Raw genomic sequence first — 15,917 nt, 5'->3', positions numbered from 1 at the left:
GCCTCTGATTTTGCCTTCCCTGTTTTTACCGCTCGTGAGCCATACGAATACCTATGCGCATGTGGCCACCGGGGATGTCATCCTTTTCTACTTACCGTTATCACTCATGATGAGCCTGATGATTTTTTTCGGTTGGGCGGCATTACCCGGTATTGTTCTGGCGGTTTTTATTCGCAAATATCCGCAGGTAGGTCTGGCGGAAACATTGCCTGTTATTGCGCATTTTCTTATTGCTGTCGTGCTCAGTTGGGGCGGTTACCGCGTTTTTACGCCCCGACGTAACAACATCTCGCATGGTGACGCGCAGCTGGTCTTCCCCCGCATTTTTTGGCAAGTTTTTTGTCCCGCAACGCTATTTCTGGTGCTTTTCCAGTTCGCAGCCTTTGTGGGGTTGTATGAAAGTAAGTTGAGCTTAATGGGGGGAACACCATTTAACATCAATGCATTAATAAACTATCAGGGCATTCTGGTGGGCAATTTGATTGGTGTACCGCTCTTCTATTTTATTATTCGCGTTATTCGTAACCCGCTACATTTACGCGGCTATTATTCACAATTAAAGTTACAGTTTGACACCAAGGCCTCGCAAAAAGAGATCATTATTTGGTTGCTGGTATTGTCCGCCTTAATGTCTTTGCTTTGTATGCCACTGAATGAAAATAGTTCCATATTCAGCACGAACTATACTATGTCATTATTACTCCCGGTTATGTTATGGGGAGCGATGCGTTATGGCTATCGGTTCATATCACTGCTATGGGCGCCAGTTTTAATTATTGCGATCCATAATTACAGAAGCTATACGCCCTATTATTCAGGTTACGATGTACAACTGGCGATTACCTCTTCCAGTTTCCTGGTTTTTTCTTTTATTGTGAATTACATGGCGGTGCTGGCGACGCGTCAGCGGATTGTGAGCAGTCGTGCCCGACGGCTTGCGTTTCTTGATCCGGTTGTCCATCTTCCCAATCTTCGTGCGCTCAACCGCGCGCTGAGAAATACGCCCTGGTCTGCGTTGTGCTTTCTGCGCGTTCCTGAACTCGAGTTTCTCGTGAAAAATTACGGAATAATGCTGCGTATCCAGTACAAGCAACAGCTCTCCCACTGGATTGCCGAAAAATTGGGTCCTGATGAACATGTTTATCAAATGTCCGGGCCTGACCTGCTGCTACGCTTAAATACAGAGTCACATCAGCAACGCATTGACGATCTGGATGAGCATATCAAGACGTTCCGGTTTGTCTGGGATGGCATGACGTTCCAGCCGCAGGTGGGGATGAGCTATTGCTATGTGCGTTCCCCGGTAAATCACATTTACCTGTTGCTGGGGGAGTTGAGCACGACGGCTGAGCTGTCCATCATGACCAACACGCCGGAAAATTTAGAGCGTAGTGGTGCGATGAACATGCAGCGTAATCTGCGAGACAAAGTCGCAATGATGAACCGGTTACAGCATGCGCTGGAGCATGACCGTTTTTGTCTGATGGCGCAGCCAATCGAAGGGCTTCGCGGCGATGTTTATCATGAGATTTTACTGCGATTGCTGGATGAGGACGGCGGCATGATCAACCCTGATGCCTTCCTGCCCGTCGCGCATGAGTTTGGTCTCTCCTCGAGAATTGATCTCTGGGTTATCGAACACACGTTACGCTTTATGGCGGAGAATCGTGCGCAGATGCCTGCCCGTCGCTTTGCGCTTAACCTGTCGGCGTCCTCGGTCTGTCGGGCCAGGTTTGCGCAGGATATCAGCAAACTGCTGAGCAAATACCAGATCGAAGCCTGGCAATTGATATTTGAAGTGACAGAAAGTCAGGCGCTGATGAATGCCGGACAGGCGGAGGCAACGCTGCAAAACCTGCAACAACTGGGCTGCCAAATCGCTATTGATGACTTCGGTACGGGTTACGCCAGTTATGCAAGGCTGAAAAACGTTAACGCCAATATTCTGAAGATTGACGGTAGTTTCATCCGCAATATCGTTTCGAATAGCCTCGACTATCAGATTGTGGCCTCAATCTGTCATCTGGCGCGTATGAAGAAAATGCAGGTGGTCGCTGAATTTGTCGAAAGCGAGGAGATTCGCCATGCCGCGATCTCTCTGGGGATTGACTATATGCAGGGATATTTAATCGGTGTGCCGCAGCCGTTAAGCGACACGCTGAAAGAGCAGGTGCCAGTGACTGGCACCTGAGTGTGCTTCACGCGGCGATTTCCGGTGAGCGTTCTTCTTCAATTTTCAGACGCCAGCCGGTCACCGCTTCCCAGTATTGCTGTTCTTTTTCCAGATCGAGCAAAACCAGCGCGTTCTGGCTGAACCAGTCGTGAGGGAAACGCAGGGTCCAGTGGTTGTCATCGGTGATGAGCGTCAGCGTAGGCGGTGTGGTCGTGGCCTGGCGCTGGTTGTTCAGCAGTACGCCAAGACGCAATAGCTGAATGAGCGGCAGGAACTGCTTCTTCTTAAACAGCGTAAAACGGGGGAGATCGTCCAGCTTCACCGCCTTACGATGGTAGCGAACCAGCGTCGCCATCATGGTTTGCTGCTCCTGATTAAAACCAGGCAAATCGCTGTTTTGCAGGATATACGCCGAGTGACGGTGCAGGCCGCTGTGATTAATGTTCAGTCCAACCTCGTGCAGCATCGCTGCCCATTTCAGCAACGCTTCAAGCTGCGGATGCGCCAGCTTCGGCTGCTGCGTTTGCCATTGGTCATACATCTGCATCGTGGTTTCCAGCACGCGTCGCGCCTGTTCGCTGTCGATATTGTACTGATTTGCCAGGCTGCTGGCGGTGCGACTGCGAACATCCTGATGACGAAAGCGACCTTCCATTTCGTACAGCACGCCTTCGCGCAGCGCGCCATCGGAAAGGCGTAACTCGCGGATCGCCAGCGCATCAAAGACACCGCATAAAATCGCCAGACCTGGAACAAAGACCGCTTTTCGCTCTTCAGATAACCCCGGCAGGCTTAGCGATTCGAAACTGCGGTGTTGCAGCAGTTCGGTTACCAGTCGGTCCAGACGCTCTGGGGTGATGAACCCGTCTTTCTCGCCCATTTCTAAGAGCACTTCGTGCGCGGCTTTGATGGTGCCAGAGGCCCCCAGCGCAACGTTCCAGCCCTGAATACGGAATTGCCAGGTCAGGGTTTCAAGCTTCTGCGCCGCCGCCATTCTGGCACGCTGGAAGTTTTCCTTGCTGATGACGCCGCCGGGGAAATAGATCTGGGCAAAACTGACGCAACCCATACGACGGCTTTCAACCAGCTTCGGTTCGAAGTTTTCGCCAATGACCAGCTCCGTCGAGCCGCCGCCAATGTCGATGACCAGCTTGCGACCTTTTTCCGGTTGCGTATGTTCTACGCCCATAAAGATCAGACGCGCTTCTTCATTACCGGAAATGATCTCGATCGGATAGGGGATAACCTTTTCCGCTCGTTTGAGAAAATCGGTGGCGTTTTGCGCCTGACGAAGCGTATGGGTACCGACAATACACACGCTGGAGGGGGCGAACCCCTGAAGACGTTCAGCAAACAGTGACAGGCAGCTTAGCCCGCGCTCCATTGCCTCTTCGCTCAGCATGTTGTCTTCGCCGAGACCGTCCGCCAGATGCACGCGCTGTTTCAGGCGACCGATAATCTGCATGGCGCCATCCACCACACGGGCAATCACCATGTGAAAACTGTTTGAACCGAGGTCGACCGCCGCAAACTCCTGCGGTCGTGGGGTCTTATCATGTATTGGCATAGCGTTAGTCAGATTGCTCGAGTGATTTGATATAGTCGTAAATAGCCAGTTGCGACTGCACTTTGCGGCGGTTTCCACGCGGCACGTAGCGATTACTCAGTTCTTTATCGATGTAGCGGGCTTTTACCGTATCGCTGAACAGGATGTCAATAATATCCAGCACCCGCTGCTTCAGGCGCGGATCAAGCAGCGGCGTCGCCACCTCAATGCGGTAGTCGATATTACGCGTCATCCAGTCGGCGGAAGAGAGATAGACCTGCTTATCGCCGCCGTTTTCGAAGATATACACCCGGTCATGCTCAAGATAACGGTCCACAATACTGATGACGCGGATATTATCGCTGATACCTTCCAGATTCGGAATAAGCGAACACATACCACGAATCAACAGATTGACCGGTACACCTGAGCTGGAGGCGGCATACAGCCGATCGACCAGCCCTTTGTCCACCAGGTTATTCAGTTTCAGTGTGATGCCGGAGGGGAGTCCCTGTTGAGCGTTGGCGATTTCACGATCGATCATCTCATACAGCAGGCGGCGCGAGTTTTGCGGCGAGACCAGCAGATAATCAAACGTCACCGGGCGATACGGGTTCTCGATAAAATTGAACACCCGACGGACTTCATTGGTGATTCGCGCATCGGCGGTCAACAGCGAATAGTCGGTATACAGACGCGCGGTTTTTTCGTTGAAATTACCGGTGCCGATATGGGCGTAACGCACCACCTCTTCGCCTTCTTTGCGCGAAATCAGGAACAGCTTGGCGTGAATTTTTAAGCCTGGCGCGGAGAAGATGACATGCACGCCCGCTTCCGTCAGGCGTTTCGCCCAGTGAATGTTGGCCTCTTCATCAAATCGTGCCTGTAACTCCACCACAACGGTCACTTTTTTACCGTTATGGGCGGCGTGGATCATTGAGTCGATGATCCGCGAGTCTTTTGCCACGCGGTAGATGTTGATTTTGATTGCCAGCACGCTCGGGTCAAACGAGGCCTGGCGCAGCAGTTCCAGAACGTGCTCAAAGGTGTGATACGGATAGTAAAGCAACACATCGCGTTCACGAATGGCGTCAAATCCGTTACGGAACTTCTCTTTATCAAACCAGATATGGCGTAAGCGCGGCAGCGGCTTATTCACCAGATTGGCTTTGCCGACATTAGGGAAGTTAATGAAATCTTTGAAGTTGTGATAACGCCCGCCGGGAACGATAGAGTCATAGCGTGAAATCGTCAGCTTCTCGCGCAGCACTTCGACCAGTGCATTAGGCATGTCGCGCTGATAAACAAAACGCACCGGCTCGGCGGTAAGACGCTGTTTCAGGCTGGAGGACATCAGCTCCATCAGGCTGGATTCCATCTCGTGCACCAGATCGTACTCGGCGTCACGGGTCATCTTCATGGAATAGGCGTTCAGTGCGTCGTAATCAAAGAAGCCCTTAAAGATGTCGTCCAGACAGTAGCGCAGAATGTTGTCCAGCAGGATCATTGGCTTACGGCGACGCGGGGCTTCCGGCGGCAGATTCACAAAGCGTGGAACCTTGTCAGATGGAATTTCCAGCAGCGCATAGCGAATGGTGTCGCCGCGAATAATTTCGACTGCCAGATAGGTGTAGTCATCCTTCAGGAACTGTACCAGATCCGTTTCGCGGTTAATTAAAATTGGGGTGATGTGCTGGCGCAGATACTGTTTGAAATAGTGGCGCAGCCAGCTTTGCTGATTGACTGACAGTTGACGCTCGTTGATCAGGAAGATCTGATTACGCGCCATCTCCAGCAGCAGTTCGTTATACAGGCCATCGAATTCCTGGTCGGCTTTCAGTACGCGGGACTGGATTTTGCCTAACAGGTGGCGAGAATGTGAATTTGAACCCTGTTCTTCGCTGATGATGATGCGGCGTTTGAGCTCTGCGAAGCGAACTTTGTAGAATTCATCCAGGTTATTGGAATAGATGCCTAAGAAACGCATCCGTTCAATTAGCGGGTTTGATTTATCCGCGGCTTCCTGGAGCACACGTTCGTTGAACGCTAACCAGCTGAGCTCTTTCTCGATATAAAGCTTTTCCTGACCCATTAATACTTATACTCCGTTTTATTCACGGGACACTGCCTGATTATTATGGCGAGCATTGCGCTCAGATGTCCAACTGTGCCAGAAAAATATGACAATAAACCGTCTGATCGCCAAGGGGAAGGGGGACTGGAGGTCTGAAGAGAAGCGCTGGCCGGATAACGGATGTCATCCGTTATCCGGCACCATTTTTACTCGTCGGCAGCGTAGCCCTGTGGCGGCAGGCGAACACCGTCCAGCCAGGCGGCGTTATCGCGCATTTTCAGCCGTCCGTCCACAAACCAACTGACGACCAGCGGGTAAATGGCGTGTTCCTGAACCTGAACGCGAGCGGTGATTTCATCTTCGTCATCGCCCTCAAAAACCGGAACTTTGGACTGCAAAATGACCGGTCCGCCGTCGAGCTCGTCAGTGACAAAGTGGACCGAGGTGCCGTGTTCCTCATCGCCGTTTTCCAGCGCCTGACGGTGGGTGTGCAAACCGGGATATTTGGGCAACAGGGAAGGGTGAATATTCAGCAGTCGACCGTTGTAGTGTGCGACGAACGCCGGGCTCAGAATGCGCATAAAACCGGCCAGCACCACCACGTCAGGCGCATACGCGTCGATCTCAAGGATCAGCTCGCGGTCAAATGCTTCACGGCTGGAAAACTGATCCGCCGTTAGCGTATGGGCCGGGATTGCCGCTTTTCTGGCACGCTCAAGGCCGAACGCGTCGGCCTTGTTGCTGAATACTGCCCGCAGGGTGCCGTTGATTTTCTTCTCTTTGCAGGCATCAATAATCGCCTGCAAATTGCTTCCGTTACCGGAAATAAGCACCACAATATTCATTATTCAATAACCACGCGCTGCGCGGAATCGGAAGCCTTGATGACGCCGAGCTTCCAGGCTTCTTCACCTTTTGCCTTCAGCAGGGTAAGGGCGTTGTCTACTTCCGCCGCCGGCAGAGCAATGACCATGCCGACGCCGCAGTTAAAGGTACGATACATTTCATGCTGGCTGACGTTACCGGCGCTTTGCAGCCAGTTGAAAACGGCTGGCCACTGCCAGGAGGATTCATCGATCACCGCCTGCGTGTTGTCCGGCAGTACGCGCGGAATGTTTTCCCAGAAGCCGCCGCCGGTCAGGTGCGCGATAGCGTGCACATCAACCTTTTCAATCAATTCCAGAATCGATTTCACGTAGATGCGGGTCGGCGCCAGCAGGTGGTCGGCTAACGGTTTGCCTTCCAGAACCGTCGTTTCTGGATCGCAGCCGCTGACTTCAACAATTTTACGTACCAGTGAGTAACCGTTGGAGTGCGGACCGCTGGAACCCAGTGCAATCAACACATCGCCATCGGCTACTTTGGAACCGTCAATGATGTCTGATTTTTCGACCACGCCGACGCAGAAACCCGCGACGTCATAATCTTCACCGTGATACATCCCCGGCATTTCAGCGGTTTCCCCGCCGACCAGCGCGCAGCCGGATTGCAGGCAGCCTTCGGCGATACCGTTAATCACGCTGGCTGCGGTATCCACATCCAGTTTGCCAGTGGCGTAATAGTCGAGGAAAAACAGCGGCTCAGCACCCTGAACGACCAGGTCGTTGACACACATCGCCACGAGATCAATGCCGATGGTATCGTGACGCTTCAGATCCATCGCCAGACGCAGTTTTGTCCCGACGCCATCAGTACCGGAAACCAGCACTGGTTCACGATATTTTTGCGGCAATGCGCACAGCGCACCGAAGCCACCCAAACCACCCATCACTTCCGGGCGGCGAGTTTTCTTCACTACGCCTTTGATTCGATCCACCAGAGCATTACCCGCGTCAATATCAACACCGGCATCTTTGTAGCTAAGAGAGGTTTTATCGGTCACTGCCTGGTTCCCCACGTTTTCTTACGGTAAAAGTAAAATTCGGCGCAATTCTAGCAGGGAAAGCAAACGTTTGCGAGCCTGTGTTGCATCCGTTTTTATCTGTCGAGATTTGCTGCATTTCTCCGCGGCGCGGTGTTTTTATGACCTGAACCACGAAAATGAAACCGGGTTCAGTTTCACCCTTGAAAGCAGTGCCGGGATTGCTCAGTATCATACTGAAACCGGTTTCTGTTTTGTCATAGCAAATTAACGAGGGAAACTATGTCTGGATTTAACGCGAATTTCATGTGGGGCGGGGCGGTCGCCGCTCATCAGCTTGAGGGCGGCTGGCAGGAAGGCGGAAAAGGGATCAGCGTTGCTGACGTCATGACGGCGGGCGCTCATGGCGTGGCGCGAGAAATTACCGATGGCGTGCTGCCCGGCAAAAACTACCCTAACCACGAGGCGATCGATTTCTATCATCGCTACAAAGAAGACATTAAGCTTTTCGCGGAAATGGGCTTTAAATGTTTCCGGACGTCCATTGCCTGGACGCGCATTTTCCCACTTGGGGATGAAACGCAGCCAAACGAGGCGGGACTGCAATTTTACGACGATCTGTTTGATGAATGCCTGAAGTACGGCATTGAACCGGTGATTACCCTGTCGCATTTCGAGATGCCCTACCATCTGGTGACGGAGTATGGCGGCTGGCGCAACCGGAAGCTGATCGACTTTTTTGTCCGCTTTGCGAAGGTCGTCTTTACCCGCTATCAGGGCAAAGTGAAGTACTGGATGACCTTCAATGAGATCAACAACCAGGCCAATTACCATGAGGATTTTGCACCGTTCACGAACTCCGGCCTGAAGTATCAGCCAGGTGAAGATCGTGAACCGGTAATGTACCAGGCGGCGCACTATGAACTGGTGGCCAGTGCGCTGGCGGTGAAGGCGGCACGAGAAATTAACCCGGCATTGCAGATCGGCTGCATGATCGCCATGTGCCCCATCTACCCACTTACCTGTGCGCCAAACGACATGATGATGGCGATGAACGCCATGCACCGTCGCTACTGGTTTACCGACGTGCATGTGCGGGGGAAATATCCGCAGCATATTCTCAACTATTTTACGCGCCGCGAGTTTGACCTCGATATCACGGAAGAAGACCGTGTTGCTCTGTCCGAAGGCTGCGTCGACTACATCGGTTTTAGCTATTACATGTCGTTTGTCACCAAAGCGACAGACGATAACCCGCAACTCGATTATGACGAGAGCAAAAGTCTGGTCTCCAATCCCTACGTACAGAAATCGGACTGGGGCTGGCAGATTGATCCGGTGGGACTGCGCTATTCGCTGAACTGGTTCTGGGATCACTACCAGTTGCCGTTGTTTATCGTTGAGAACGGGTTTGGTGCGATTGATGTTCAGTTGCCTGACGGCACCGTGGATGACAGCTACCGTATCGAGTATATGGCGGCACATCTTCGTGAAATGAAAAAAGCGGTGGAAGAGGATGGCGTGGATCTCATGGGGTACACGCCGTGGGGATGTATCGATCTGGTTTCTGCGGGAACGGGAGAGATGAAAAAACGCTACGGGTTTATCTACGTTGATAAAAATAATGACGGTAGTGGGACGCTGGCGCGTAGCCGTAAGAAATCTTTCGCCTGGTATCAGCAGGTGATAAAAAGTAACGGTGAATCCCTCTGATTTCAGCCACTTGATACTTGGCCCCGCACAGAATGCGGGGCGTGTTTTATACTCATCACCCAAACGTATACTACTTTGCTTGATCCAGGTCATGCATGCGTTATGTTGCGCCAGAGAGGAAAAGCGGTATAATCCGGCGATTTTTTTTGTGGTTGCCACTCGTCTGAGGAAAGGAGAAGAGTATGAAGATCGTGGAAGTCAAACACCCACTCGTCAAACACAAGCTGGGTCTGATGCGTGAGAACGATATCAGCACCAAACGCTTTCGTGAACTCGCCTCGGAAGTAGGCAGTCTGCTGACCTACGAAGCGACTGCGGGCCTGGAAACCGAAAAAGTAACCATTGAAGGCTGGAATGGTCCGGTCGAAGTGGATCAAATCAAAGGCAAAAAAATTACCGTTGTACCTATCCTGCGTGCCGGTCTGGGCATGATGGAAGGCGTGCTGGAAAACGTACCCAGCGCACGTATCAGTGTGGTCGGCATGTACCGCAACGAAGAAACGCTTGAGCCGGTCCCGTATTTCCAGAAGCTGGTGTCCAATATCGACGAGCGCATGGCGCTGATCGTCGACCCGATGCTGGCAACCGGGGGTTCTGTTATCGCCACTATCGATCTGCTGAAAAAAGCGGGCTGCAGCAGCATCAAAGTGCTGGTGCTGGTGGCGGCGCCGGAAGGGATCGCCGCGCTGGAAAAAGCGCATCCGGATGTGGAACTCTACACCGCGTCGATCGACCAGGGCCTGAACGAGCACGGATACATTATTCCGGGGCTGGGTGATGCCGGCGATAAGATTTTTGGTACGAAGTAAGTGAATAACTGATAAATAGCCGACTTTAAGAGTCGGCTTTTTTTTGAATAAAACAACTCAACGACTCATAACAAACACACTCAGAGGAAAACACTATGACGCGCCGTGCTATCGGGGTGAGTGAAAGACCGCCACTTTTACAGACAATCCCGCTTAGTTTGCAACACCTGTTCGCCATGTTTGGCGCAACCGTGCTGGTGCCAGTTCTGTTTCATATCAACCCGGCTACCGTTCTGTTGTTCAACGGGATCGGGACCTTGCTGTATCTCTTTATCTGTAAAGGAAAAATTCCTGCCTATTTAGGTTCAAGCTTCGCGTTTATCTCACCGGTTCTGCTGCTGTTGCCGTTGGGATACGAAGTGGCGCTGGGCGGCTTCATCATGTGTGGTGTGCTGTTCTGCCTGGTTTCTTTCATTGTCAAGAAAGCCGGAACCGGCTGGCTGGACGTGATGTTTCCTCCTGCGGCAATGGGCGCAATCGTTGCCGTCATCGGTCTTGAACTGGCAGGCGTAGCCGCTGGTATGGCTGGATTGCTGCCTGCGGAAGGACAATCTGCGGATTCGAAGACCATCATTATCTCGATGGTGACGCTGGCGGTGACCGTGTTTGGCTCGGTGCTGTTTCGTGGTTTCCTTGCGATTATCCCGATCCTGATTGGGGTACTGGCAGGTTATGCACTGTCATTTGCGATGGGCGTGGTTGATACCACACCGATTGCCGAGGCGCACTGGTTTGCGCTGCCGACCTTCTACACGCCGCGCTTTGAGTGGTTCGCCATTCTGACTATTCTGCCTGCGGCGCTGGTGGTGATTGCCGAACACGTCGGTCACCTCGTGGTCACGGCGAATATCGTCAAAAAAGATCTGGTTCGCGACCCGGGCCTGCATCGCTCGATGTTTGCCAACGGTTTGTCGACGGTGATTTCTGGCTTCTTTGGCTCCACGCCGAACACCACCTACGGTGAGAACATTGGTGTAATGGCAATCACCCGAGTTTACAGTACCTGGGTAATTGGCGGCGCGGCGATTTTCGCGATTCTGCTGTCCTGCGTCGGTAAACTGGCGGCGGCGATCCAGATCATTCCGCTACCGGTGATGGGTGGGGTGTCATTGCTGCTGTACGGGGTGATCGGGGCATCCGGTATTCGCGTGCTGATTGAATCGAAAGTGGATTACAACAAAGCGCAGAACCTGATCCTGACCTCTGTCATTCTGATCATTGGCGTCAGCGGCGCGAAAGTGCACATTGGTGCGGCGGAGCTGAAAGGAATGGCGCTGGCGACGATCGTTGGGATCGGGCTGAGCCTGATCTTCAAGCTGATTTCTGTCCTGCGCCCGGAAGAAGTGGTGCTGGATGCGGAAGATGCGGATACGCCGAAGCCGTAAAATGGGATCCGGGCAGTGATGCTGCCCGGTTCTAACGCGACGGAATTCTGTGGTAAACTCATCACGATTTTAATGAAATCTGGGTTGAGGTCTCTCTGAACACACCGGCACAGCTCTCTTTGCCACTTTATCTGCCTGACGACGAAACGTTTGCAAGTTTCTGGCCGGGAGATAACGCCTCTTTACTGGCCGCACTGCAAAACGTGCTGCGCCAGGAGCATAGCGGATACATCTATCTCTGGTCGCGTGAAGGCGCCGGCCGCAGCCATTTGCTGCATGCTGCCTGTGCTGAATTATCGCAGCGTGGTGATGCCGTGGGCTATGTGCCGCTGGACAAGCGCACCTGGTTTGTACCGGAAGTGCTCGACGGGATGGAACACCTGTCGTTAGTCTGTATCGACAATATTGAATGTGTCGCGGGTGATGAAGAGTGGGAGATGGCGATATTTGATCTCTACAACCGCATTCTGGAATCCGGAAAAACGCGGTTACTGATCACCGGCGATCGTCCTCCACGGCAGTTAAAGCTGGGGCTGCCCGATCTGGCCTCGCGTCTGGATTGGGGGCAAATCTACAAGCTGCAACCGCTGTCGGATGAAGATAAATTGCAGGCGCTACAACTACGCGCCCGACTGCGCGGATTTGAACTCCCGGAAGATGTGGGGCGCTTTTTGCTCAAACGGCTCGACAGAGAAATGCGCACGCTGTTTATGACGCTCGATCAGCTTGATCACGCCTCCATCTCCGCGCAGCGCAAATTGACCATTCCGTTCGTGAAAGAAATTCTGAAGCTCTAGCCGAAATACAAGGTTACGCATCGCAGTCGGTCTGATAAGCGTAGCACCATCAGGCAGAACGGTGCGGATGCCGGAGGGCGACGTCGCCTTATCCGGCCTGATTACCCAAACAAACGCCCTCACTCAGAGGGGGAATCCTCAACTGCCAGATCGTTAAGTAAATGCTGCATCAGCAGTGGAATCGGTCTTCCCGACGCCACGCTTCTCCCTCCTTCGCGCCACAACGCCGTACCGCTGACGTCGAGATGCGCCCACGGAATCGTCGCCGGACAAAAATGATGAAGCAGCCAGGCCGCCGATGCGCTGATTGCCGCGTTGTTAGTCGGCGTATTGCACAGATCGGCAATCGCGCTCTCCGTTTGTTTTTTCAGGTGAGCGTCCAGCGGCAGCGACCAGACTCTGTCTCCGCTCTGTTCACCGGCAACGGTTAACGCCGCACGCAGTGCGCTATCCTGAGTCATCAACCCACTCAGCTCATAGCCCAGCGCTTTCACCACGGCGCCGGTCAGCGTTGCTAAATCAATGATATAGCGAGTCTCTTTATGGCGCTGGCTGGCCCAGGCAATGGCGTCAGCAAGTACCAGTCGTCCTTCGGCGTCAGTGTTGTTGATCTCCACCGTCATCCCGTTACAGGCGCGTGCTACGTTACCCGGTTGCATGGCGTCGGGACCAATGGCGTTTTCCGCCAGCGCCAGTACGCCCATGACTCGAACCGGCAGCGCCAGCCCGGCAATACTCAGCATCAGCCCAAGCACGTTGGCTGCGCCGCACATGTCGTACTTCATGGTGTACATGCCCGCGCCTTCTTTCAGCCACAAACCGCCGGTGTCGAAAGTGATGCCTTTCCCGACATAGCTGCGCACCGGGCCGCTGCTGACGCCGTCGTAATGAATCGCCAGCAGGCGGGGCGGGCGGCTGGAGCCTTTCCCCACGGCGTGCAGCAAGCCAAGGCCTTGCGCTACGATGGCCTGTTCGTCCAGCACTTCGCAGCGCAGGTCAGGGTAAGCCGCGCATAGACGTTGGGCCTCTTCGACAACGAACTGCGGCGTACACTGCTCGGATGGCATATCCGCCAGGCGGCGGGCGGCGACCATGCCGTTGGCAATGGCTTGCTGCCGACGGAAAATTTCCTCTAACGCTTCCTGCTGTTCGGGTAAACAAAGCGCTGTTATGTGGTCGAGTCGTATCGTCGCGTTGTCTGTAGTTTTCAGTTGCAGGTCGTCAAGGCGATGTACCTGATTGAACAGAAAACGCAGAACCTGAAGCAGCACGGTTTCGTGTATTTCGCGAACATCAATGATCACGTGAGAACTGACCGGCGTGGTGAACAGTGGACGTAATGCGTTCAGCAAACCGTCGGTCAGGTTGTCCTGCCACAGTGCTAATGGAATGAGGGTGATGCGTTTGTAAGGGGCGCAGCCAAAACAGGTATCCGCCATGTTACCCGTGGCACGCATTTCGTTTATCAGCGCGGTGTCTGGTAAATGTTGGCTTGTGGGACGGGCAATCAGGTGCGCGTTGGGTTGCGCCTCTGAAAGGGACTGAATGAACTGATATGTCATCATTATTCTTCCTCTATTGGCGCACGGATCCGTGCCGCATAGGCCTGCATCCACGCCTCATCGACTGGCTGGTAATACGTCTTTTCGTGCCGACGTTCCGCGAGATAGACGGTAAGTGGATGACTGGCGGTGGCAACGGTAAACGAGAAGGTTTTGATATTGGTCGCCGCGCCAAATTCTCCCCGGTGATTCATACACACGACGGATAAATCGCCCACCCGGCCAAAGCGGGACATCAGGTTGTCCTCCAGTTCAAAAACCACTGAGTCCGCAGCCTGCTGCGGCGTCATGCCCTGTGCCATACGGCGAACGATTTCGTAGCTGGTGCAACCCTTCATCAGGTCTTCGCCAACGCCTGTGGCGGTCGCGGCGCCGATTTGACTGTCGCAGTAGAAGCCGGAACCAATAATCGGGGAATCTCCCAGACGACCGCGTTTTTTCATAAACAGACCGCTGGTGGAGGTCGCCACGCTCATCGAACCTTGTGTGTCCAGTCCGATAATACCGACGGTATCATGGCCGTCATAAGGACTCAGTCCCTTATCCAGCGTCTCGCGGCAGCGTTTGCGATAGTGTTGGATGGCACGGCCGGTAAGCATGGTTTTTTCTGCAAACCCCTGGCTTAACGCCCATTCTCGGGCACCCTGGCCGACAAGCAGGCTGTTATACCGTTGACGACTCAGGGCGTGCGCAACGCGTACCGGATTGGCGATATCCACGAGATTGCCCACGGCGCCGAACGCCAGCGTGTCGCCATCCATGAATGCGGCATCCAGTTCCACCTCACCCTTTTCGGTTGGCAGTCCGCCGTAGCCAACGGACTTGTATAATGGGAAGTCCTCAACTGCGGCAACGGCATCGACTACCGCACTGGCCGCTGTTTGGCCTGCAGCCAGCGCGGAAGCGGACTCAGTAACGCCTTCAAGCGCCATTCGCCAGGTGGCGATAATTCCCCACATGTTTTACTCCTGTTTAACGGGTGTACTCTCGTTTTGAGCCAGCGTGGTGACTTCTGCCGCGCGGTACTGTTTATCGACAATGCGCATAAATGGCAGATAGAGCATTGCGCCAATCAGTAAATTGATGATCTGCATGACGCTACCGCTGAGATGGCCTGTGACGATAAAACCACTGATAACCGGCGGCAGCGTCCATGGAATAAACACGCCCGTCGTGACGGCAACGGCGCCAATTTTCATTGCGACGTACTGGATGGTGACTAACACCAGAGGCACCAGGTTGAACGGTATTAGCATGATGGGGTTCATGATGACCGGCAGACCGAACAGAATGGGTTCGTTGATATTGAAAATCGATGCGCCGGCCCCCAGTCGGGCCACTTCCCGCATGTTTTTACTGCGGGCAAAAATCAGCATCGCGATGACCAGCGATAAGGTTGCGCCAGCGCCCCCCATCCAGATCATGTCAAAAAACTGCTCGGTGATAATATGCGGTGGCGTGACGCCCGCCTGAATGGCGGCGATGTTATCCGTCTGGTTCTCCATCCACAGTGGCCGGATAATACCGTTGATCATTGAGCCAGAGTTAATCCCTACCGACCATAAAATCGTAATGCTGAAAACCGTCATCAGCGCGCCAAAATAGGAGGTGCCATAGTGACGAACCGGCGTCGCAACCACTTCATAGATAAAGCGGTGAATTGTCTGGTAGTGGGTATTTTCAAACAGGATGCGAATAATCAGCACCAGGATCATTACCAACAGGGCGGGGATCAGCGCGGCAAATGATTCCTGCACGGCAGGCGGAACCCCTTCGGGCATCTTGATGACCAGCTTTTTGCGTTTCAGCCAGCAGAACAATTCTGTCCACAGCAACGAGCCAATCATTGCCACAAATAGCCCTTTAGTGCAGATCCATTCTACTGGTATCACGGTGATGCCGCCGTTATCCGCAACTTTGATAAACGGGGTGAGGATCAGAAAGCAGACCAGCGCCAGGATGCCGCAAGAGATACGGTCTTCACCGTAATGTTCCGC

At 53.4% G+C, this 15,917-nt stretch carries 12 protein-coding genes; 5 read left to right on the top strand and 7 right to left on the bottom strand.

What is annotated here, in order from left to right; all coding sequences use genetic code 11:
* Nucleotides 1-2,191: bifunctional diguanylate cyclase/phosphodiesterase (locus AB7E14_RS08855; RefSeq protein WP_428169473.1), on the top strand; the 2,191-nt coding region annotated here is incomplete at its 5' end.
* A 7-nt stretch (nucleotides 2,192-2,198) separates the two neighbouring features.
* Here the strand turns inward: AB7E14_RS08855 and ppx are convergent.
* The 4 genes from ppx to purM all read right to left on the bottom strand — a co-directional run bounded on the left by ppx (nucleotide 2,199) and on the right by purM (nucleotide 7,675).
* Nucleotides 2,199-3,740 (bottom strand): exopolyphosphatase, encoded by a 1,542-nt coding sequence (ppx, locus tag AB7E14_RS08850; protein WP_042999846.1) that lies wholly within the window; start codon nucleotides 3,738-3,740, stop codon nucleotides 2,199-2,201.
* Nucleotides 3,741-3,744: 4 nt separating this feature from the next.
* Nucleotides 3,745-5,811 carry a polyphosphate kinase 1 gene (gene ppk1, locus AB7E14_RS08845; RefSeq protein ID WP_042999847.1) on the bottom strand — a complete coding sequence of 689 codons (2,067 nt, stop codon included), beginning with the start codon at nucleotides 5,809-5,811 and terminating at the stop codon, nucleotides 3,745-3,747.
* A gap of 188 nt (nucleotides 5,812-5,999) precedes the next feature.
* Entirely contained in the window at nucleotides 6,000-6,641 is a 642-nt protein-coding gene (gene purN, locus AB7E14_RS08840; protein ID WP_044328044.1) for a phosphoribosylglycinamide formyltransferase, read from the bottom strand.
* Complete coding sequence (gene purM, locus AB7E14_RS08835; protein ID WP_046402140.1) at nucleotides 6,638-7,675, bottom strand: phosphoribosylformylglycinamidine cyclo-ligase; 1,038 nt, start codon at nucleotides 7,673-7,675, stop codon at nucleotides 6,638-6,640. The genes purN and purM overlap by 4 nt, the downstream gene beginning before the upstream one ends.
* A gap of 261 nt (nucleotides 7,676-7,936) precedes the next feature.
* Between purM and AB7E14_RS08830 the strand changes: the two genes are divergently transcribed.
* The 4 genes from AB7E14_RS08830 (at nucleotide 7,937) to AB7E14_RS08815 (ending at nucleotide 12,358) form a co-directional block, all read left to right on the top strand.
* On the top strand, nucleotides 7,937-9,367 hold the full coding sequence (locus AB7E14_RS08830; protein WP_042999849.1) for a 6-phospho-beta-glucosidase: 1,431 nt from the start codon (nucleotides 7,937-7,939) through the stop codon (nucleotides 9,365-9,367).
* A gap of 182 nt (nucleotides 9,368-9,549) precedes the next feature.
* Nucleotides 9,550-10,176 (top strand): uracil phosphoribosyltransferase, encoded by a 627-nt coding sequence (gene upp, locus AB7E14_RS08825; protein WP_003037929.1) that lies wholly within the window; start codon nucleotides 9,550-9,552, stop codon nucleotides 10,174-10,176.
* 95 nt (nucleotides 10,177-10,271) lie between these two features.
* Nucleotides 10,272-11,561, top strand: a complete 1,290-nt coding sequence (gene uraA / locus AB7E14_RS08820) for a uracil permease (RefSeq protein WP_042999850.1) — start codon at nucleotides 10,272-10,274, stop codon at nucleotides 11,559-11,561.
* Between the two features lie 95 nt (nucleotides 11,562-11,656).
* Nucleotides 11,657-12,358 carry a DnaA inactivator Hda gene (locus AB7E14_RS08815; protein ID WP_061069784.1) on the top strand — a complete coding sequence of 234 codons (702 nt, stop codon included), beginning with the start codon at nucleotides 11,657-11,659 and terminating at the stop codon, nucleotides 12,356-12,358.
* A 119-nt stretch (nucleotides 12,359-12,477) separates the two neighbouring features.
* Here AB7E14_RS08815 and AB7E14_RS08810 read toward each other — a convergent pair whose 3' ends face one another.
* The 3 genes from AB7E14_RS08810 to AB7E14_RS08800 all read right to left on the bottom strand — a co-directional run.
* Entirely contained in the window at nucleotides 12,478-13,923 is a 1,446-nt protein-coding gene (locus AB7E14_RS08810) for a leucyl aminopeptidase family protein (RefSeq protein WP_058586944.1), read from the bottom strand.
* Nucleotides 13,923-14,879, bottom strand: coding sequence for a N(4)-(beta-N-acetylglucosaminyl)-L-asparaginase (locus AB7E14_RS08805; protein WP_316962733.1), 957 nt, complete (start codon nucleotides 14,877-14,879; stop codon nucleotides 13,923-13,925). The genes AB7E14_RS08810 and AB7E14_RS08805 overlap by 1 nt, the downstream gene beginning before the upstream one ends.
* A 3-nt stretch (nucleotides 14,880-14,882) precedes the next feature.
* A partial coding sequence (locus tag AB7E14_RS08800; RefSeq protein WP_428169472.1) for a PTS sugar transporter subunit IIC occupies nucleotides 14,883-15,917 on the bottom strand: 1,035 nt, incomplete at its 5' end.

This window comes from Citrobacter sp. (assembly GCF_050252275.1).
GTDB lineage: Bacteria > Pseudomonadota > Gammaproteobacteria > Enterobacterales > Enterobacteriaceae > Citrobacter_A > Citrobacter_A amalonaticus.
The sequence above is the reverse complement of the archived record's forward strand: the minus strand, read 5'-3'. Positions and strand labels throughout refer to the sequence as shown.

Excerpts from the sequence above, each read along its gene's own strand:
- ppx (WP_042999846.1), bottom strand. The coding sequence starts at position 3,740 with ATGCCAATACATGATAAGACCCCACGACCGCAGGAGTTTGCGGCGGTC.
- ppk1 (WP_042999847.1), bottom strand. The coding sequence starts at position 5,811 with ATGGGTCAGGAAAAGCTTTATATCGAGAAAGAGCTCAGCTGGTTAGCG.
- AB7E14_RS08830 (WP_042999849.1), top strand. The coding sequence starts at position 7,937 with ATGTCTGGATTTAACGCGAATTTCATGTGGGGCGGGGCGGTCGCCGCT.
- upp (WP_003037929.1), top strand. The coding sequence starts at position 9,550 with ATGAAGATCGTGGAAGTCAAACACCCACTCGTCAAACACAAGCTGGGT.
- uraA (WP_042999850.1), top strand. The coding sequence starts at position 10,272 with ATGACGCGCCGTGCTATCGGGGTGAGTGAAAGACCGCCACTTTTACAG.
- AB7E14_RS08810 (WP_058586944.1), bottom strand. The coding sequence starts at position 13,923 with ATGATGACATATCAGTTCATTCAGTCCCTTTCAGAGGCGCAACCCAAC.
- AB7E14_RS08805 (WP_316962733.1), bottom strand. The coding sequence starts at position 14,879 with ATGTGGGGAATTATCGCCACCTGGCGAATGGCGCTTGAAGGCGTTACT.